Below are 18973 nucleotides of genomic sequence, written 5' to 3' on the forward strand. Positions count from 1 at the left end.
GTCGTTCAAATCCATGACACTCTCCTGCTTGGTCGCTGAGAGTGGAGCAGATCCTCGGCGGGCTTTCAACCTTTCAAGGTCAGGCTTATAAAATCAATTGGTTATGGTTTTTGTCGTGTACAGAGCCCGCATGATGAACGTTAAATATGCCTTGGTAGCCATCGCGCTATTCATCGTGGAAGTTATCATTGCCACCAAACTCAACAACTACCATTTCATCCGCGCCTATTTCGGTGATTTTCTGGTGGTAATCCTGCTGTATTGCCTGTTGAAAGCGGTTTACGACTTCGACCCGAAACGGTTGGCAATCGGTATCTTTGCGTTCTCGGTGGTTGTGGAAGTGGCGCAATATTTTCGCATTGCCGATGTGCTGCAACTGACGGGCTGGGCGCGGGTAGTGGTGGGGACGAGCTTCAGTTTCCACGATGTGCTGATGTATGCGGCGGGATGTGGAGTGGTGTATTGGGTGGATAGTCGCGGGAGAGAGGTCGGTGATAAATGTGACCGATAAGAACGTGATTGCTGACGTAAAACAAACCCGTGAGCACTGGCTGTTGTATTTCACACTGCTACTGGGGTTGTTCCAATGGCTGTTATGGCTAACTGGCTACGCATGGGATAGCACGCTTGCGCAATACCTGTTCCCGCCTGCGGTTGGCATCATTGGGCTGGAAACGTGGGCGCGTTTGCGGAAACACATGCCGGAGGTGGCTGTAGATGAAACTGTGTTACTGCACTGTTTGCCTGCAATGCTGGCGGGTGTACCTGTGTTATTGCAGGCATGGTGATATTCGTGGTCATGCTGTATGAACGGTTTGTCTCTTTGGCTTGGCACGAGGATAACCTTGTGGTGAATGGGGAGGAAATTCCGGTGAAAGCGATTGGCTGGCGTGTACCATCACCGTTTCAGGATTATGGGCGATAAGAGGCTGATGAATGGAAATCCTGCTGGTTTTGCTCTTTATGGTTGTTTTGATAGCAGTTGGTAGCATCCCTTGCCTGCTGTTTTGGTGGTTAGCGTGGAAACTGCTGCCCAAGGCTTACGCGCTGCCGCCTTACCGGATGGTAGTACTATGCGTTACCCTATCCATTTTGACAGCAATGGTGTTAAACCTTGAACTTGAGGTTGGTGTGCTTTCTATCGCACCGCTAACGCTAGTTTTTACCCTGTTATGGTCATTGCTATTACTGCCTATTGGAATATTCGCCAAGTATTTTTATGTCAACTATACGGGAAGGAGATCATGATCAAAAAAACCTTGCTGACGCAACACTGCCGAAAAAACAAGGTGCAACTTACACCTGCCACGTGATACCAGAACCAGAGTTGGACGAGGAAACTCAAGCAACTGCGGTTAGTGGCGCAACCCACGGCTATGTGATGAAAGGAAAGGTTAGAACTCATGGCGAGCTTCGTAAAAAAACGGCACGATAAGGTGCGATGCCATGAATAATCAAACCTATAATATGAGCTTAATTCAACAAGGATAGATAACAATATGCAACCGATACGCAGCATCACCCTCGCAATCCTGCTCATTGCTGCCAGCCTGCTTCCCGCTTGCAACAGTACACCGACAAAGCCAGACATTAATTCTGCCGCTAATCGTGCCCCCTGTCCCATCTTGCAAACCTACAGTAAGGAAGACGAGCAATTCCTCGGCCCGCCGTTGGGTTACGCTATCCGTTCCGGCAAGTTGGCGGATGCCGAGTGCCTGCTGAAATCCGGCATCAGCCCCAATGCTTACGACCACATGGGAGAAAGCCCGCTGCGTATCGCCATTACCGCCAACAACCCCGACATGGTGGCGTTGTTGCTCAAATACGGCGCAACAACCAATCGCCCCAGCAAGGATTTCCAGACACCCGACGGCTGCGGCAATGAAAATCCAGTGGATGTGGCCAAGGAGGTCGGCAACCCCAAAATCATTGCCCTGCTGCAAGGTGCGGAAACGGCTGGCGAATGCACCAATCGCCCGCTGGAAGAGATGAAACTGATGGAATCGGTTGACCCGATGCGCCACCCCGAAATGTACCAGTGAAATAGAGTTCACTATGGAAATATACGTCTATCCCATCATCGCTTTGTTATTTATCGGGATATTCACCCGCGAAGTCATCGCGCCCGCGTCACGCAACCACTGTGACCGCCGTTGGTTAATTATGGCAAGCTCACTGGGTGTTGCTACGGTTGTTATCACTCTGTTCATCGGGTATGTGATGGCAGATGTGATTCGGGAAAATGCGCTCTTCAACGCTAGCGAGGTATTACCCGATGTAATGGTTGGTATTTTAAGTTTTTTGCTGACCAGTTTTGTATTCTACTGGTGGCATCGGGCAACCCATTACTCTGATCTGCTGTGGCGGGTGTTTCACCAATTGCATCACAGTGCCAGACGGGTGGAAGCGTTAACCGCATTCTATGCGCACCCACTCGATACCGCAGCGGCAGTGCTGATCAGTGCGTTTTCCAGCTATGTTGTGTTGGGGGCAAGCCCGCTGGCGGCGGCAATCGCGCTATTGATTACTGGGACATTTGATTTGTTTTTGCATAGTGACATGTGTACTCCACGATGGTTGGGCTATTTCATCCAACGCCCGGAAATGCACACAGTCCATCACGAACGCGGGCATCATGCGCAAAACTACGGCTTGCCAGTATGGGATGGGTTGTTCGGGACATCGTGCAATCCAGAGGAACGGCGACTGGATTTGGGGTTCGATTCCGAAAAAAGCGAGCGGTTAACTGATATGCTGTTATGCCGCGATGTGCATAAAACCAGTGCAGGAAATTAATCCATGACCCTAGTCATCAACCTCGCGAAAAAAGCCAAAATTCCGTTCAAGGTACACGAATAAGCCCACTACGGTCTGTGAAGCAGCGTAAAAACTCGGCCTTCCGCCCACGCAGTTGTTCCGGCTGGCGGATGTGCTGCAACTGACGGGCTGGGCGCGGGTGGTGGTGGGGACGAGCTTCAGTTTCCACGATGTGCTGGTGTATGCGGCGGGATGTGGAGTGGTGTATTGGCTGGATATGCAAGGCGATTAGCGGGTGTGCCTGCCCAACTACCCATAACTTTTACGGTTCAAGTATGCCATTATCGCCGATGATCTGGTTCAATCTGTATTGATAACAATGTTTAACCGAGAAGGAATGTGAACATGAAATATCTCTTTTCTGGCCTGTTGGCGCTGCTTTTTTCAACATTGGTAGGTTGTTACGCAAGTAACCCTCTGCCTCCCGGTGGTGGGATTGCTTGCACCCAAGAAGCCAAAATGTGCCCCGATGGCAGTGCGGTAGGTCGTACTGGCCCACATTGCGAGTTTGCCCCTTGCCCAGCAGCCAAGCCTTGATTTGGGCTAACATAACCCGTGAGCCGTTGATATGCCTGAAAATACTTATTCCTTGGGTTGGAGCATCGTGTTCTGGCTGTTGTGGTCGGTTGGCGTGCTGGTTTTGCTGCTGTTCGGCGGTTTTCTGCTGCTAACGGCAATGGATGCGCCGCTGGCTGTTGGCTGGAATGGCTTGGTGGTGCTGGCGGAAGGTTTTCTGCTATTCAAAACCGCGCGGCATTTTGCACGCAAGGATAAACCGGCCTCCGAACTGCTGTTGTTGGTTGCGGTCGCCGCCATTGGCATTCCGCTGCTGGCAACGGGTGGCTGCATCATGCTCGATAATATGGGTGGTAGTATGCGCATTGCGGGGTAAACCAGTGTGATTATCCACTTTGTGTTTGATTTGCTGGCGCTGGCAAGCAGTGTGCTGGTGAGTTTCTGGTTTCGGCGTAAGGTCGGGCTGGCACGTCCGGCGGGGATCACGCAGCCATCGCAACACCATTACTACCTGCTGGCTTTGCTGTTCGGGCTGGTGGCGGGTAGCACGCTGTTTGGCACGCTGAACCTGCATCTGGCGGGGCAAAGCGGGGTTGCCAAAAGCATGTTGGGCGGCGTATTCGGTGCAATCGTAGCGGCGGAAACCTTCAAGCATTTTGCCGGAATCCGCCAGTCGACCGGGCTGTATTTTGTCCCCGGCCTGATCATGCTAATTGCGGTCGGGCGTATTGGTTGCTTCCTCGCCGGATTGCCCGATTTTACTTACGGCACGGAAACCAGCCTGCCGTGGGGTGTGGATTTCGGCGATGGCATTCGACGCCATCCGGTGCAATTGTATGAAACCTTTACCATGTTCGCCCTCCTTGCCGTGTTGCTGGTCAGTTACCCCCGTCAGCCTGCTTTCTGGCAACGGCAAGGGTTTTACGTGTTCGTGCTGGTGTATGCAGGGCAACGTTTCGCGTGGGAATTCATCAAGCCCTATCCACCCGTGCTGGCAGGTCTGAACCTGTTCCAGTGGATCAGTCTGGCGCTGATCGTTTACGCGCTGTTCATGCTCAACCGGAGTCAGAATCATGGGTAACAAAGCCCGCCCCTACATCTTCTACGGTCAGACCCAATCGCTGTGTGAGGAATGCCTCGCGGTTGTGCCTGCCAAAATCCTGTTCCAGCACGGCAATGTGTATTACCAGAAACGTTGCGCGGAACACGGCGTGCAAAAGATGCTGATTTCCACCGACATTGCGTATTACAAGCGCTGCAAGGAATACCTGAAACCCGGCGACATGCCGCAAGCCTTCCAGACCGAAATCAAGCAAGGTTGCCCGCACGATTGCGGCTTATGCCCCGACCACGAACAGCATTCCTGTCTGGCGCTGTTTGAAATCATCGACGAATGCAATATGCACTGCCCAGTGTGTTTCGCAAACTCCGCACCCGGCATGGGCAATCCGCGCAGCATGGAAGAGATCGAAACTATGCTGCAAACCCTGTTGGCGAGCGAACAGCAACCCGATCTGGTGCAAGTTTCCGGTGGCGAACCGACCTTGCACCCGCAATTGATGGACATCCTGCGCCGTCTCAAAGCCAGCCCGATCCGCCACTTGATGCTCAATACCAACGGCATCCGCATTGCCCGCGACCCGCATTTGGTGGAAGAACTCGCGACCCTCAAACCGGGTTTCGAGGTTTACCTGCAATTCGACTCACTCAAGGTAGAAGCTCTGCAAAACTTGCGCGGGCAGGATATGCGCAAGATTCGTCAGCAAGCCTTGGAAAAACTGGAGCAGCACAATATTTCCACCACACTAGTGTGCGTGATCCGCAAGGGTGTGAATGACGATGAAATCGGCGAAATTATCCAGTTTGCCCAGCAATGGAAATGTGTGCGCGGCATTACCTTCCAGCCAGTGCAAGACGCTGGGCGCAACGACGGCGACGAGCCAGTGAATCGGATTACCTTGAGCGAAATCCGCACCCGTATTGTCGAAGCGGATAACCCGTTTGGCGATGAAGACATGATCCCGCTGCCCTGTCACCCGGAAAACATTTCCATCGGTTACGGTATCAAGCTGGGTGGGGAAATTGTGCCCGTGACAGGCTTGTTACCGCGTGAAGAGCTGCTCAAAGGCGTGGATAACACCATTACCTTTGAAAAAAGTGCGGGTCTGAAAGACGCTTTTCTGAAACTGTTTTCACTGGATGCGTGTAGCGAACAGACTACGGAAAACCTGCAAACCATGCTGTGTTGCCTGCCGCGCATCCAAAGCGAAGGGCTGACTTACGACAACGTGTTCCGCATCGTGATCATGGCGTTTATGGACAAATACGACTTTGATCTGGGTTCGGTGAAACGTTCTTGCACGCATTTCGTCGAACCAAACGGGAAAATATACCCGTTTGATACGTGGAATTTGTTCTACCGCGATAAAGTCAGAGGGTAACGGGTTTCACGCGGCTTGCTGCTTCCGCCGCCCGCGCCCGTGCTTCGTCGGTATCTTTGCCGCGAGCCAATGCTACGCCCATGCGCCTGCGGGTGAAGGATTCTGGCTTGCCGAATAAACGGATGTCTGTTTCCGGCACTTGTAAGGCTTCTGCCACGCCGTCAAAGGCAATGCCCAGCGCATCCGCCCCGCCGTAAATTACCGCACTTGCACCCGTGGAATGCAGCGCGGTATTGACCGGCAAGCCCAAAATGGCACGGGCGTGTAACTCGAATTCGTTTTGGAACTGGGTTGCCATCGTGACCATGCCGGTGTCGTGCGGGCGTGGGCTGACTTCTGAGAACCACACGTCATCGCCCTTGACGAACAATTCCACCCCGAACAAACCGCGTCCGCCGAGGTTAGCCGTGATTTTTTCGGCGATGTCCTGCGCTTTTGCCAATGCGCTGTCGGTCATCGGTTGTGACTGCCAGCTTTCGACATAATCGCCTTTGACCTGCCGATGCCCGATGGGGGCGCAGTAGTGGGTTTCGATTTCGCCGTTTGCGCCGCGAGCGCGTACCGTCAACAAGGTGATTTCGTAGTCGAAGTGGATGCACTCTTCCACGATCACGCGCCCGTGATTGACGCGGCCTGCGGACAGCGCGTATTCCCAAGCGGCTTCTACCTCATCCGCGCTTTTGAGCATGGATTGGCCTTTGCCGGAGGAGGACATCACGGGTTTGACGAAACACGGGTAGCCCACGTCGTCTGCCGCCGCTTGCATTTCAGCCAAGCTGGAAGCGAAATGGTAACGCGAAGTCGGTAAACCCAATTCTTCCGCAGCCAAACGGCGGATGCCTTCGCGGTTCATGGTCAATTGCGCAGCGCGGGCAGTGGGGATCACTTCGGCAAGTCCGGCGGCTTCAATCGCGGCGAGTTCGTCGGTGGCAATCGCTTCGATTTCCGGCACGATCAACTGCGGTTTTTCGGCTTCCACCAAGGCGCGTAACGCTGCCGGGTCTGCCATGTTGATGCTGTGGAAACGGTGCGCAACCTGATGCCCCGGCGCGTTCGGGTAACGGTCAACCGCGATGACTTCCACGCCGAGGCGTTGCAGGGCGATGATGACTTCCTTGCCGAGTTCACCGCTGCCGAGCAGCATCACACGGGTGGCGGATGGGGAAAGCGGGGTTCCGATGCGCATTTGAGTCCTCCGGGGCAACAGGTACGGGAAAATTCTGGAGAATAGCACAAGCCGCCCCGGCGCGTTAAAATCCAGCCACACAATTATTTACCCTATTTGGAAGGACGACAGGCATGGCTTACACGGTAATAGTACAACCCTCTGGGCACACATTTCAGGCAGAAGAAAACGAACTCATTCTGGAAGCAGGGCTGCGCCAAGGCGTGGCGTTAACCTACGGTTGCCGGGGCGGATTCTGCGGTTCGTGCGCTGCCACCGTGCTTAGTGGGGGTGTGTATTACCCCAATGGCGCACCTAAAGGTTTAGCCGCCGCCGATCAGGAAAACGGTAAAACCTTCCTGTGCATGGCGTGTGCTGACGGCGATGTGACGCTGGATATGCCGCAACTCAGTGCTGCTGCGCCCGACATCGAAGTTAAAGTTTTGCCAACACGGGTGGAAAAGATGCGCAAGCTGGCGGATGACGTGATGGAACTGACCCTGAAAATGCCGGAATCCGAACGCCTGCGCTTCCTTGCGGGACAATACATCGACATCCTGCTGAAAGACGGCAAACGGCGTGGTTTCTCGCTGGCGAATGCGCCCAGTGATGACCAGTATCTCGAATTGCATGTCCGTCACGTACCGGGTGGGCAATTTACTGGCTACGTGTTCAACGAAATGCAGGAAAAGGCCATCCTGCGCATCGAAGGCCCGTTGGGCAGTTTCTACATCCATGATTCCAAGCGCCCGCTGATTTTGATCGGCGGCGGTACGGGCTTTGCCCCATTGAAAGGGATGCTGGAACAACTGATGGCGCAAGGGCTGGATAAGCCGGTACACCTGTATTGGGGCGTGCGGGCAAAAGAGGACTTGTATATGGATAGTGTGGTGCGTAGCTGGGTTGCCAAGCATCCGCAACTGACTTACGTGCCAGTGTTGTCCGCGCCACACGCCGACGACCAGTGGGAAGGGCGCACGGGTTGGGTACATGCCGCTGCTGCTGCCGATTTCCCGGATATGTCTGGCTATGACGTTTACTTGAGTGGCCCGCCGCCAATGGTGCAAGCCGCCAAAGCCGCGTTTTTGGCACAAGGTTTGCCGGAAGCACAATTGTTTTTCGATTCGTTTGAATACAGCCCCGACACGCTCAAAGTCATGCAGGAAAACCAGTCATGAGCGGCACGGGTTTCGTGTTACACCCGCAACTGGCGAAAGACACACATTTCGTCAGTGATTTGCCGCTGTGCAGGGTATTGCTGATGGATGAGGCGCGTTACCCGTGGTTTATACTGGTTCCACGCCGGGGGGAAATCCGCGAGATTCATGAGTTAAGTCAAGATGAGCGCAATCAATTGTGGGTGGAATCAGACCAAATCAGTCGGGCGTTATTACACTTGTATGAGCCTGACAAACTCAATATCGCGTCGCTAGGAAACATGGTTCCGCAGTTGCACTTGCATCATATCGCCCGTTTCCAAACGGATGCGGCATGGCCTGCCCCGGTGTGGGGAAAGTTCGTACCTCAAGCGTATGAACCCGCCGTTGCCGCACAACGCCTTCAAACAATGTGTCAGGTATTACACCGATGAAGGATGGAAAATATGCAGAAAACCAATTGGTCGCAGGATGCGTACATACAGGCGTGGGACTTTGCGTGCCTCGCCCATCGCGGGCAGACTTATAAAGGCCCGCAACCCGGTATCGTTTACGAATACAGCAACCACCCCGCTGCGGTGGCGATAGAAGTGATCCACGCTTTGCAGCATCACCCCGAATATGACGGTGATCTCGCCATCCAGTGCGCTTTGTTGCACGACACGCTGGAAGACACGCCCGTCACTTTCGCGGAATTGGTGGAAACTTTCGGGCAGGCGGTGGCGGAAGGTGTCAGTGCGTTGAGTAAGGATAGCACCTTACCAAAAGGGGAGCAGATGGCGGATAGCCTGATGCGCATTTGCCAGCAACCGCGTGAAGTGTGGCTGGTGAAATTGGCTGACCGCACCAGTAACTTGCAATACGTCCCACCCCACTGGTCGGGAGCGAAAACGCAAGCCTACCGTACACAGGCATGGATGATTCTGGAAATGCTGGGAACAGCCAGCCCCGCATTAGCGCAGCGGCTGGCAGAACACATTTGGCGTTACGCGCCGTAATTACAGCTTGTTTTTCGCCTCGATCATGTCATGGATGATCGGGTTGAGGATCAGTTCCATTGCCAACACCATCTTGCCGCCCGGAACCACAATGCTGTTACGGCGTGACATGAAGGAATCGTGGATCATCGCCAGCAGGTAAGGGAAATCCACATTGAAGGCTTTCGGGTCAGCGAAACGGATGATCACGAAACTTTCATCCGGTGAAGGGATGTCGCGTGCGATGAAGGGATTGGACGTATCCACGGTCGGTACACGCTGGAAGTTGATGTGCGTGCGTGAGAACTGCGGGGTGATATGGTTAATGTAATCCGGCATCCGGCGCATGATGGTGTCAACGGTTGCTTCCGGTGAATAGCCGCGCTCGGAGTGGTCACGGGCGATTTTCTGGATCCATTCCAAGTTAACGCTGGGTACAACCCCGATCCCTAGGTCGACGTACTGTGCCACGTCATAGCCACCGTAGCGCTTGTCTGCGGTGATGTCTTGCACCAGACCGTGCAGACCTTCGTAGAACAGGATGTCGGAATTGCTTTCAGTATCTTCCCAAGGGGTGAATTCACCCGAACCTGCTGCACAAGTTACGCCCGCATCTGCCAAACGCTTTTGGTGGAAAACCGCTTCACTATCATTGTGCAGGTAATAGCGCTTCTTGCCGACCCCGGATTCACCGTAGCTCTTAAACAGGGCTTCAAGTGCGTGGAAATCGTTGGCTTCTGGGCCAAAGTGGCTGAAGTTCGGCTCTACGGCAGAGCGTTGCTTGAATTCGCTGCGGGTAACGCCGTGGAAACTGTCGCCTTCGACGACCGTTGCAGTGATGTTTTCGCGGTAGAAAATGTGTTCAAACGCACGCTTTACGAACGTCGTGCCCGCCCCGGATGAACCTGTGACAGCAATAACTGGGTGTTTCTTTGACATGGGATCCTCTCCTCTTAGAATCAGAATGTGAATGCGCAATCCAACAACATTCTAACGAATGCAACTTACGGTCTGTATATGCCTTTTGATAGGGGCTAGCGGCGGGCAAGGTGGGTCAGAATTTCTGTTGTAATCCACTATTTATGGATTTTATCCCCAGTTTCTGTGGATAACTGTGTGGATTGTTTGCGGAAGAAACGGTAACAAGGCTTGTTTTACAAAGGCTTATCCTAAGTGCACAATAAACAAACAATATTGTTTTTCAATTGAATCAATAGGTTATCTTAATTTTGGTGCTTTTTGGCAGTGTGGTTGCGGTGCTGCGTAGCATCTGGTAATAAAACACAAATTGTGGATAAGTGGTGTGGAAAATGCCTTTCCCCATCTAGATGTTGTGTCGGTGTCTGATACTTGCCCTACTACCCGTAGATTTTTGTTGGATAGAACACATTTATCGTAAAGCTGCCGATCATTCCCGCTTTTCCCCCAGCCCCGTAAACCCCGCTGACAGATAATCTTGGCTGATGATCCTGTAACTATTTTGTAATCATGCAGTTACTGACTTATGCACAAACTCTGTGGATAAAAGTGTGCGCAACTGTGTGGAAGGTGCTGCACAGTACCCCACAAACAAGGGCTTAGCCCAGATTGTGCAAATATTAATCTCATTAATTATCCATTGCCAATCATGCAGTTACAAAACTCAAGCAGTTTTTTTCAGGGTCAGGCTATTCCTTGACGCAACTGCGTTCCTACATCTAGGGGCATGTGCATAACATTCCTAGCCGTCAGCAAATGCTTGACACAAGATGTAGTGTGGTTGGGGGTATTTCACACTATGGGCATATTTCTTGTGGATAAGCTATGATTAACCCCCTTTGTAGCTTATGTACCCTTTCCTGTATGAAACAAGTCCAGCCCCGTGTCGGTTTTGTCAGTCTCGGTTGCCCTAAGGCACTGGTTGATTCCGAGCGCATCCTTACCCAACTGCGTGCCGAAGGTTATGCCATCAGCAGCAGTTACGACGAAGCCGATTTGGTGGTGGTCAACACCTGCGGTTTTATTGATTCGGCGGTAGAAGAATCGCTGGAAGCCATCGGCGAAGCGCTGGATGAAAACGGCAAAGTGATTGTCACGGGTTGTCTGGGCGCAAACGCTGCCACGGTACTGGACGCTTATCCCAATGTCTTGGCTGTCACCGGCCCTCATGCTTATGAGGCGGTGATGCAATCTGTCCATGCGCATTTACCGCCGCTGCATGACCCGTACAGCGACCTGATCCCGCCGCAAGGGGTACGCCTGACCCCGCGCCATTACGCTTACCTGAAGATTTCGGAAGGCTGTAACCACCGCTGCTCGTTCTGCATCATCCCTTCACTGCGCGGTGATCTGGTGTCGCGCCCGATTGGCGATGTATTGCAGGAAGCCGAAAATCTGGTGAATGCCGGGGTGCGCGAATTGTTGGTGATTTCGCAAGACACCAGCGCTTACGGTATTGATGTGAAATACCGCACGGGTTTCTGGAAGGGGCGTCCGGTGAAAACCCATTCCCAGCAGTTGGCGGAAGCCTTGGGCGAAATGGGCGTGTGGACGCGCCTGCATTACGTTTACCCCTACCCGCACGTGGACAACCTGATTCCACTGATGGCGGAAGGCAAAATCCTGCCGTATTTGGACATACCTTTCCAACACGCCAGCCCTTCCGTATTAAAGGACATGCGCCGCCCCGCACATGCCGAAAAAGTGCTGGAACGTCTGCAAAGTTGGCGGGAAACCTGCCCGGATATTGCTGTGCGCAGTACCTTCATCGTCGGCTTCCCCGGTGAAACCGAAGAGGACTTTGAAACCCTGCTGGATTTCCTGCAAGAAGCCGAACTCGACCGCGTGGGCGCATTCACTTACTCCGCCGTCAATGGCGCGGAAGCCAATGCCTTGCCCGGTGCAGTGCCCGAAGACGAAAAGGAAGAGCGGCTGGAACGTTTCATGGAAGTGCAAGCCGAAATCAGTGCCGCTAAACTCAGCCACATGATTGGCAAAACCCTAACCGTGCTGGTGGATGAAGCCGACGAAGGCCAAAGCATTGCCCGCAGCTACCGCGATGCGCCCGAAATCGACGGGCAGGTCATCATTGAAGGCACGGAACTGCCAGTTGGCGAATTTGCCAAGGTGCGCATTACCCACGCGGATGAGCATGATTTGTGGGGCGAGGTAGTGTAACCATTAGATGACATGGCTTGCGTCAGCGGGCAAACGGCATTGGCGGAAGAGGATTTTCCTTGTGCTATGATTCCTATACCGCGAGCATTTAGGAACAGCCATGAAACTCCCCTACGGTGAAAGCAATTTCAAAAAGGTGATAACCCAAGGTTACACCTACATCGACAAGACGGATTACATCGCCAAGCTGGAAGCAGCAGGCAGCTACCAGATGTTGCTGCGCCCGCGCCGTTTCGGGAAAAGCCTGTTCCTATCGACGCTGTGGCACTATTACGACGTGCAGCACCGTGATGACTTTGATGCGCTGTTTGGCAACTTGCACATTGGGCAGCACCCGACCCCGCTCAAAAACAGCTACCCCGTGCTGTTCATGGAATTCAGCGGGATTGCCACCGATTCCCCTGAAAGTATTTACCATTCGTTCAGCCACAAGGTCGGGCTGGCCTTGCAGCGCACCTTGGAAAAATATGCCTACCCACCCGCAGCCATCACCAGCATCAGCCAAGTGTCCGCCCCTCATGAGAAAATGGAAACATTCTTTAACATTGTGGACGGGCAAAAAATCCTGCTGCTGATCGACGAATACGACCACTTCGCTAATGCCATCCTCCCGCACGACCTCAAGCTGTTCCAAAGTGTGGTCGGCAAAGGTGGCTTTGTACGCAGCTTCTATGAAACCATTAAGACTGCGACCCTGACGGGTACGGTAGACCGTTTCTTCATCACCGGGGTCACGCCGCTAATGCTCGACAGCATGACCAGCGGCTTCAACATCAGCGAAAACATTTCCCTGCACGAAGATTTCAACAGCGTGATGGGTTTCACCCCAAGCGAGGTGGAAATGTTGTTACAACCGCTGGTGAAGTCTTGCCAGCTTGATGGCGATGTTCTGATGGCGGATGTGCGGCGCTGGTACAACGGCTACCGTTTCAACGCACGGGCGGCAGAAACCATGTACAACCCCAATATGGTGCTGTATTTCCTGAAGAATTTCCGTATAGGGGATTGCAGTTACCCCAAGCGGATGCTGGATGAAAATATCGCCTCGGATTACGGCAAGATCATGGGGCTGTTCGGCATCGGCGACCGTGACAACAATTTTGCGGTCTTGGATGAAATCATCAACACCGGCGAAGTGACCGCCACGCAACGCCGCAAATTCGACTTCGACAAAGGTTTTGACCGTGACGACTTTATCAGTCTGTTAGCCTACATGGGCTTTGTCTCATTGCAGGGCGATACCTTGTCCGGCGAAGTGTTCGGCATCCCCAACCACGCCATCCAAGAACTGTACTTCCAGTATTTTAAGGTCGAGTTGGAGCGCCGCAACGAGGTCAGCATCCCCGACCGTGCCTTGTTGCAAGCGGTGGAAGCCTTGGCTCTGCATGATGACATCCAGCCCTTGGCAACCGAAATGCAACGGGTGCTGCCATTGCTGTCGAACCGCGATTTCATGAAGATGGACGAAAAGCACATCAAAACCTTGGTGTTGACGCTGCTGTACCAATCCCCGGTGTACTTCATCCAAAGCGAGCGGGAAATGCACCATAAATACCCCGACATTCTGCTGATGGAGCGCAGCCCCTATGCGGTCAAACACCAACACCTGATCGAACTGAAATACGCCAAGAAAGGCGAGGGGGAAAAGGCTTGGGAAGCCAAACGGCAAGAAGGCATCGGGCAGGTGCAAGGCTATTTGCAGCTACCGGAAATTGCCGTACTGCCCAAGCTCAGTGCGTGGGTGCTGATAGCGGATGGGGAGCGGGTTGAGGTCGTGAAAATACAGTAGTGTCACCGGCGCAACCGCATAAGCCGTTTTAGCGCGATGGTATTAATAGGAATGTACTTATTGGGATTACCTTCGGCACTAACCGCCCACTTTTTCCCGGCAACATCAAGACAATTGCCCCGCTGTGTTCTTCGCCGTAGCTGACGTGTAGCGGTTTGTCGTTGCCGTAGAAATACAGGCGGTCGAACGGGGTGTTTTGCACAATCCATTGCGCCACTTCCAGCATGTTCTCATCCGGCACAATAAAGTCACAAGCTGCACCTTTGCGTTCACAAATCAGGTTGCCACGGGAATTGAGTTCGTGGGCAGCGTGTTGGTCGCGTTTGGGGTCAATTCTGCCGTTTATGTGTTTGGCTAATTCAGGTGAACAAAAGCCGTAAGTAAGTTCGATACCACCGAAGTAATCCATTACCGGGTCAACGACTTGCAGGGCAAGTGCGGCTAAAGCGTTATAGGTTTCGGTTTGCTTCGGCAGGTTAGGTAAGCCTGTTTTGGCTTGGGTTTCACCGCATTCGATGAAGTCACGGAAGGTGTGATATTGACCGCAAGGGGCATCCAACGTTGGTGTGTGGTGTGAGGTTTGCAGCTCAAATCCCACCACTTCTAAGCGCAAGCGTTGCAAGGTCGCATCAAACTGTTCGGGAGGCATTCCATAACCTTCTAAATCAAACTCAGGGTGTGCTGATAAAGCTTGGTCAAAAGCGACTTGTTCAGCGTAATGTGGATAATCCGACGTGAGGAAACGCGCTTTCAGGTAGAGATAGGTCGGCGCGTAGGTTTCCCCGTATTTGTAATACTCAAAACGCTGGTTGACGAGGCTGATTTTGATACGCTCCAACAAGCGCGGTAAAGCTAGCCCTTCAAAGTCGTCGTATTTCATCAGCGACAGCTTGCCGGATTCAGCATGGATTTTCAGTAAATCAGCAGAAGTCACGTCACCAAAGACAAAAGTGGCGCAACTGATGTAAACGCGCAGGATCGGCGGCAACAACACTACCTGTGAGGTGTGGAAGGTCAGTGAACCTTCAGCATCTAAATAACCGTAACCTTGGTTCGCAGCTTGTTGGCACATCTGGCGAATTAGCGTTGGGTTGCCTGCGGAAAATAGCAAACGTTCGCCTTCGGTTTGGGCAAGCGGGTAGCTATTGAAAAAGGCTTTCACGTCCCGTTTGAGGCTTTCGGGTAAATGACGGTAAACGCGCTGCTGATCGAAACGGCGCATGGCAAAATAAACGGTCAGGTCTTCGCGGCGGCTATCGAAGGCAAGTTTCAGGGTGTCATTGCCGTGGAAACGTTGCAAGAAGTTCAAGCCGCGTTGCCATGTGCCGAATAGCTCTTTTACAGCGGCAATTTGTGAAAACTCATCTTCTTGAGGTGGGCGACCGAGTTCAAGCCAACACAACCATAAGGCATCTAGCAAGTCGGCGTGTTGCTGGTAAAACGCCTGTTCTTTTTCTGTTTTGGTCGGGCGTGCCGCTTTCGGCGCTTTGGGGGCTTTTGGAATTTGGCTGATCAGGCGATTAGCCGTACTGCGGTTGCGGTAACGGCGTTCCAGAAATGCCTGTTCTGCGTCTTTGTCTTTGAACACGAAAAACACGCCGGGGCCGACGGCTACCGGGTCTTCGTCGAGGACGCGGCGCAGGTATTCGCGGAATTCTTCCTGTGAGTAATAGCGCTGGAAGGTGTTACGGCTGGTGAGTACGCCATCGCGGAACAAACGCCCGCGTTCAGTGGATTGTTCGCCCAACATGACCGCAGCGCACAGGAATTGGGTGCAAAGTTGGTATGCGCCTAACACGGCTTCCATGCGTTCGGTTTTGTCTTCGATCACGTTGATGACGAAACCGAGGTTGACAATATCAGCGGTGTGTTTGGGGTTGTCGGGGCAGAAATGCGGATCCCAACCGTTGGCGATGAGGTTGTTTTGCCGCAGGATGTCTACGTCGCTACCTTTGCCACAGCCGTAGTCGAAAATCGTGTGTTGGCCTTCCAGAAAGTCATGCTTGGCGAGGAGTTGCATGGGTTTGGAGAGGGCGTAGCGGGTTAGCGCGGTGCGGTGGCGTTCGACGGTTTTGGAAGTTTTTTCTATGACTTCGGGCGGCGCTATTTCACTTCCATCAAGCCTAACTAGCTGGTGATCAACGACTTTGTAGCCTGCATTGCGGAGGCGTTCTTCCCATTGTTTTTTATAGCCGATTTTGCGGGAGTCTTTAAAAAGTCCGGCATCTTCGAGTTGCTTGGTAAGCGCGGCGAATTTGGGAATGTCGGGGTGATCGGGGGGGAGAAGGAGTTCTTTGCGGTGGAGGATGGGGGGGTTGTTATTATAATTGCACAAAGAGTTATTGAAATTATTCAAGTTTAACTTGATAGATTTTTTAAGTTCTGGAAAATGGTTCTTTTCAAAATCATCATATTCTAGCAAAGAAAAATATTCATCAATCAAGCTGACTTTAATGACATTAGGGTTCACTCCCTTTATATTTGCAACAAAAGAAAAAAACTTTATTTTATCTTTTAAAGACGAGAAGTTAATGAGATTTATATGGAAATAAACCTCATTATTAACTCGTTTTCCTTGGATTGATCTTAAAGCATTCAGATCAAAAATATTCATTGCAAATCAAACTTCAATATCTAACCAAGGAGCAATGCGTTGCCATGCTAAATCAGCAATTCTAACTGTTCTACTTTCGATGATTTCTTTTGTCCAATCACCATCAACATTAGCAACTGATTTCACCATCGGCAAATGACTTGAGTTTTCTAGTAGTTTTTCTGTTAATCCTGAAATGTTAACTCCATCTAACTTGGCTTTAGCAAGCAATTGATTTAGATCATCTAACGTATCCGCAGACAATACCTTATAGAATAATTTCTTTTTCTGCCAAGAACCATTTCCTAAAGATGAGTTTTCTGAAGGTGGGAGCAAGGTTAAATTACCTAGTTTATTTATAGTATCAGGGTCTTCATAAATACTATCTAACCAACCCTCATTTTTTGTTTGTGGAGCAATATGCTCAACTGTTTGCGAAGATTCGTCATCCCATGTTCTTAAATTAAACAATGGAAGAACACCTTGTTTTCCTATTATAGTTAATCCTGGATTTTCCTTGTCCACTACATTATCATGTGCTGATGCCAATAATAAAAATCTTGCAACTATTCCTTTTGTAGAATAAATGGGAATCCGTAATATTTTCTTTATCCATTCTTCTTTGCAAATTATTCCACCATTTTCTTTCAATTTATCAACTAAAGCTTTTTTTAGCAAATGAGATTTAGGTAAATCACAACTATTTCTACATCTTGCAAGTGGTTTTAGTATCACTCCATTATTGGTATTTTCATATCCAGAATACATTAACTCTCGATAAATTGAATCGATTCCTTCCGTGGTTTTTCTGGAGGAACGCCATAAAATAGAAAATGCTGTTACGGCTTTTGTTACAGAAATAAATTCACTAATGGCCTCATTTCTGCATTCTGAAGTTGAACTTAAAACTTCAGAATAATACCTGGCCAATATTCCTATGGTAATAGTGTGGTTTAATTTTTTAAGAAAGTCTACACAAAGAGATGTTTTGTCATCGCTAATCGGAGAAAGATCAGGTTTTTCTTTTTTATCACCAGTCCAAACTTTTTTCATAAAAATAGCACTATGAGATAAATGCCGAAGAAAGTTTCTTCTCTCGTTGCTATCAATACAGTCGATTTCTTCATAAGAGTCTTTTAGAAATCGACGTTGCTCACTTAGTCTTTTTGATAGCCCTTTGCCTCTTTCTGCCAGCTCAAAAGAAATTATGAGGCGACTTGTTGCATCTTGCTTATCTTTTGATTCAGAGAAGCTTTCAAGGTAATTTTCAATTTGTTCTATATAATTATATGATGGAGTGTTTTTATATTCTGATAATTTTTCAGAATATACAACTCTTGGTTTAAAAGTTTCAAATGCCGTGAGTGGCTCACCCGTTGTATTTAAAGATTCAAACATATCAAATGCGTAATCTTCATTTTTTGCTGTTACTATGGTAATAGCAATTCTATCTAACACAAAATTAGCAAAAAATACTATTCTTAAAAGCTCTTCATATGATTTATCACTTTCAGACTCTAATATTTTCTGAGCGGCTTCTGGGATTTCCGCATTAAGAAGAGTATTTTGAAAGTTAGTTGACTTTATAATAGATTCAAATTTTGGAATTTCTAGTTTTTCATCACTTTTGGTATTTTTTGCTATTATCTTAATAATTTTCTGAATAGATAATCGAGCATTTTTTAACAAATCATACTTAACTTGTTCAGCACTTGCAATCGGTGCTAAATACTTGAATCTGTTGTTGTTATTGTTGCGGGAATAATTGCCATATTCATGAAGATAATAGCCAACTGGAGAAATATAAGAAGCTGTTTTTTGTCTTCTTGACCAAGAATCAACATAAGCTCGGATCATTCTAGGGTAAAATTTAAATAAATCATCTCCAAGATTTGTGTCTTCCTCGAAAGTTTTCCCTAATCGAGTAACAACTTTTATACATTCCTCATAAAGCCAATACTGAGCATCATCTTCTTTATTTAGTTTATTAGCGGCTAGTTTTATTTCTTCATGCAACACAGTGTTAATAAGCAAAATAGTCGACAAACGTTGTTGACCATCAATTATAGTCATAACTTTTGCGGGAACTTCACCTTTAACTGCTGGCTCAACAGTTGATAGACCTGTATCATGAATAGCAATTATTGTTCCAATAAATGTTATTGCATCAGCACGCTCAACTAACATAGAAAAGCCATGACAAGCATCTTCCATCAATCGAGATATTTTGTTTTTATCCCAAGAATAATGTCTTTGATATGCGGGAATATACAGTCCTAATCCAGGCTCGCATAAATATTCCCATACGCTCTTTGGTTGAGCACTGAATACATCTTTAATATCCACTATTACTATTCCTGTG

General features: G+C 50.1%; 19 protein-coding genes. 15 read left to right on the forward strand and 4 right to left on the reverse strand.

Annotation, left to right across the window (positions count from 1 at the left end; all coding sequences use genetic code 11):
• Window positions 1–130: 130 nt before the first annotated feature.
• The 10 genes from PHE17_RS01570 to PHE17_RS01615 all read left to right on the forward strand — a co-directional run bounded on the left by PHE17_RS01570 (window position 131) and on the right by PHE17_RS01615 (window position 5774).
• Window positions 131–511 carry a DUF2809 domain-containing protein gene (locus PHE17_RS01570; protein WP_301014053.1) on the forward strand — a complete coding sequence of 127 codons (381 nt, stop codon included), beginning with the start codon at window positions 131–133 and terminating at the stop codon, window positions 509–511.
• On the forward strand, window positions 501–788 hold the full coding sequence (locus PHE17_RS01575) for a hypothetical protein (protein ID WP_301014054.1): 288 nt from the start codon (window positions 501–503) through the stop codon (window positions 786–788). Before PHE17_RS01570 ends, PHE17_RS01575 begins: the two co-directional genes overlap by 11 nt.
• Window positions 789–793: 5 nt before the next feature.
• Window positions 794–925, forward strand: a complete 132-nt coding sequence (locus PHE17_RS01580) for a hypothetical protein (protein WP_301014055.1) — start codon at window positions 794–796, stop codon at window positions 923–925.
• Window positions 926–936: 11 nt separating this feature from the next.
• Window positions 937–1248: a hypothetical protein gene (locus PHE17_RS01585; RefSeq protein WP_301014056.1), complete on the forward strand. Its 312-nt coding sequence runs from the start codon at window positions 937–939 to the stop codon at window positions 1246–1248.
• Window positions 1249–1499: 251 nt separating this feature from the next.
• On the forward strand, window positions 1500–2042 hold the full coding sequence (locus tag PHE17_RS01590) for an ankyrin repeat domain-containing protein (protein WP_301014057.1): 543 nt from the start codon (window positions 1500–1502) through the stop codon (window positions 2040–2042).
• A gap of 13 nt (window positions 2043–2055) precedes the next feature.
• Complete coding sequence (locus PHE17_RS01595) at window positions 2056–2796, forward strand: sterol desaturase family protein (RefSeq protein ID WP_301014058.1); 741 nt, start codon at window positions 2056–2058, stop codon at window positions 2794–2796.
• Window positions 2797–3162: 366 nt separating this feature from the next.
• Window positions 3163–3354: a hypothetical protein gene (locus PHE17_RS01600; RefSeq protein WP_301014059.1), complete on the forward strand. Its 192-nt coding sequence runs from the start codon at window positions 3163–3165 to the stop codon at window positions 3352–3354.
• 31 nt (window positions 3355–3385) lie between these two features.
• On the forward strand, window positions 3386–3709 hold the full coding sequence (locus PHE17_RS01605) for a hypothetical protein (RefSeq protein ID WP_301014060.1): 324 nt from the start codon (window positions 3386–3388) through the stop codon (window positions 3707–3709).
• Between the two features lie 6 nt (window positions 3710–3715).
• Window positions 3716–4414: a prolipoprotein diacylglyceryl transferase family protein gene (locus PHE17_RS01610; RefSeq protein WP_301014061.1), complete on the forward strand. Its 699-nt coding sequence runs from the start codon at window positions 3716–3718 to the stop codon at window positions 4412–4414.
• A complete protein-coding gene (locus tag PHE17_RS01615; protein ID WP_301014062.1) occupies window positions 4407–5774 on the forward strand; it encodes a radical SAM protein in 1368 nt (455 codons plus the stop codon). Before PHE17_RS01610 ends, PHE17_RS01615 begins: the two co-directional genes overlap by 8 nt.
• Here the strand turns inward: PHE17_RS01615 and purT are convergent.
• The gene (purT, locus tag PHE17_RS01620; RefSeq protein ID WP_301014063.1) at window positions 5764–6960 is read right to left on the reverse strand and encodes a formate-dependent phosphoribosylglycinamide formyltransferase; all 1197 of its coding nucleotides are present in this window, start codon (window positions 6958–6960) and stop codon (window positions 5764–5766) included. The two genes, PHE17_RS01615 and purT, sit on opposite strands and share 11 nt — an antisense overlap.
• Window positions 6961–7073: 113 nt before the next feature.
• On the opposite strand from purT, the gene PHE17_RS01625 reads away from it, so the two are divergent.
• The 3 genes from PHE17_RS01625 to PHE17_RS01635 are packed head-to-tail and all read left to right on the forward strand — an operon-like array spanning window position 7074 to window position 9094.
• Complete coding sequence (locus PHE17_RS01625) at window positions 7074–8117, forward strand: CDP-6-deoxy-delta-3,4-glucoseen reductase (protein WP_301014064.1); 1044 nt, start codon at window positions 7074–7076, stop codon at window positions 8115–8117.
• Window positions 8114–8530 carry an HIT domain-containing protein gene (locus PHE17_RS01630; protein WP_301014065.1) on the forward strand — a complete coding sequence of 139 codons (417 nt, stop codon included), beginning with the start codon at window positions 8114–8116 and terminating at the stop codon, window positions 8528–8530. The genes PHE17_RS01625 and PHE17_RS01630 overlap by 4 nt, the downstream gene beginning before the upstream one ends.
• 12 nt (window positions 8531–8542) lie before the next feature.
• Window positions 8543–9094 carry an HD domain-containing protein gene (locus PHE17_RS01635; protein WP_301014066.1) on the forward strand — a complete coding sequence of 184 codons (552 nt, stop codon included), beginning with the start codon at window positions 8543–8545 and terminating at the stop codon, window positions 9092–9094.
• On the opposite strand, the gene PHE17_RS01640 is transcribed toward PHE17_RS01635, so the two are convergent.
• Entirely contained in the window at window positions 9095–10012 is a 918-nt protein-coding gene (locus tag PHE17_RS01640; RefSeq protein WP_301014067.1) for a phosphoribulokinase, read from the reverse strand.
• Window positions 10013–10915: 903 nt separating this feature from the next.
• Here PHE17_RS01640 and rimO point away from each other — a divergent pair.
• Complete coding sequence (gene rimO, locus PHE17_RS01645; protein ID WP_301014068.1) at window positions 10916–12229, forward strand: 30S ribosomal protein S12 methylthiotransferase RimO; 1314 nt, start codon at window positions 10916–10918, stop codon at window positions 12227–12229.
• Between the two features lie 100 nt (window positions 12230–12329).
• On the forward strand, window positions 12330–14018 hold the full coding sequence (locus PHE17_RS01650) for an AAA family ATPase (RefSeq protein WP_301014069.1): 1689 nt from the start codon (window positions 12330–12332) through the stop codon (window positions 14016–14018).
• Between the two features lie 28 nt (window positions 14019–14046).
• Here the strand turns inward: PHE17_RS01650 and PHE17_RS01655 are convergent, their stop codons facing one another.
• Both PHE17_RS01655 and PHE17_RS01660 read right to left on the reverse strand, forming a co-directional pair.
• Entirely contained in the window at window positions 14047–16353 is a 2307-nt protein-coding gene (locus PHE17_RS01655; protein WP_301014070.1) for a DNA phosphorothioation-associated putative methyltransferase, read from the reverse strand.
• Window positions 16354–16638: 285 nt separating this feature from the next.
• On the reverse strand, window positions 16639–18957 hold the full coding sequence (locus PHE17_RS01660; RefSeq protein ID WP_301014071.1) for a DUF262 domain-containing HNH endonuclease family protein: 2319 nt from the start codon (window positions 18955–18957) through the stop codon (window positions 16639–16641).
• Window positions 18958–18973: the final 16 nt, after the last annotated feature.

This window comes from Thiothrix sp., assembly GCF_028714775.1.
Lineage (GTDB): Bacteria > Pseudomonadota > Gammaproteobacteria > Thiotrichales > Thiotrichaceae > Thiothrix.

Bases quoted from the DNA above. Each gene is read 5' to 3' on its own strand.
- PHE17_RS01570 (WP_301014053.1), top strand. From the start codon at position 131: ATGATGAACGTTAAATATGCCTTGGTAGCCATCGCGCTATTCATCGTG.
- PHE17_RS01585 (WP_301014056.1), top strand. From the start codon at position 937: ATGGAAATCCTGCTGGTTTTGCTCTTTATGGTTGTTTTGATAGCAGTT.
- PHE17_RS01590 (WP_301014057.1), top strand. From the start codon at position 1,500: ATGCAACCGATACGCAGCATCACCCTCGCAATCCTGCTCATTGCTGCC.
- PHE17_RS01595 (WP_301014058.1), top strand. From the start codon at position 2,056: ATGGAAATATACGTCTATCCCATCATCGCTTTGTTATTTATCGGGATA.
- PHE17_RS01600 (WP_301014059.1), top strand. From the start codon at position 3,163: ATGAAATATCTCTTTTCTGGCCTGTTGGCGCTGCTTTTTTCAACATTG.
- PHE17_RS01605 (WP_301014060.1), top strand. From the start codon at position 3,386: ATGCCTGAAAATACTTATTCCTTGGGTTGGAGCATCGTGTTCTGGCTG.
- PHE17_RS01615 (WP_301014062.1), top strand. From the start codon at position 4,407: ATGGGTAACAAAGCCCGCCCCTACATCTTCTACGGTCAGACCCAATCG.
- purT (WP_301014063.1), bottom strand. From the start codon at position 6,960: ATGCGCATCGGAACCCCGCTTTCCCCATCCGCCACCCGTGTGATGCTG.
- PHE17_RS01625 (WP_301014064.1), top strand. From the start codon at position 7,074: ATGGCTTACACGGTAATAGTACAACCCTCTGGGCACACATTTCAGGCA.
- PHE17_RS01630 (WP_301014065.1), top strand. From the start codon at position 8,114: ATGAGCGGCACGGGTTTCGTGTTACACCCGCAACTGGCGAAAGACACA.
- PHE17_RS01635 (WP_301014066.1), top strand. From the start codon at position 8,543: ATGCAGAAAACCAATTGGTCGCAGGATGCGTACATACAGGCGTGGGAC.
- PHE17_RS01640 (WP_301014067.1), bottom strand. From the start codon at position 10,012: ATGTCAAAGAAACACCCAGTTATTGCTGTCACAGGTTCATCCGGGGCG.
- rimO (WP_301014068.1), top strand. From the start codon at position 10,916: ATGAAACAAGTCCAGCCCCGTGTCGGTTTTGTCAGTCTCGGTTGCCCT.
- PHE17_RS01650 (WP_301014069.1), top strand. From the start codon at position 12,330: ATGAAACTCCCCTACGGTGAAAGCAATTTCAAAAAGGTGATAACCCAA.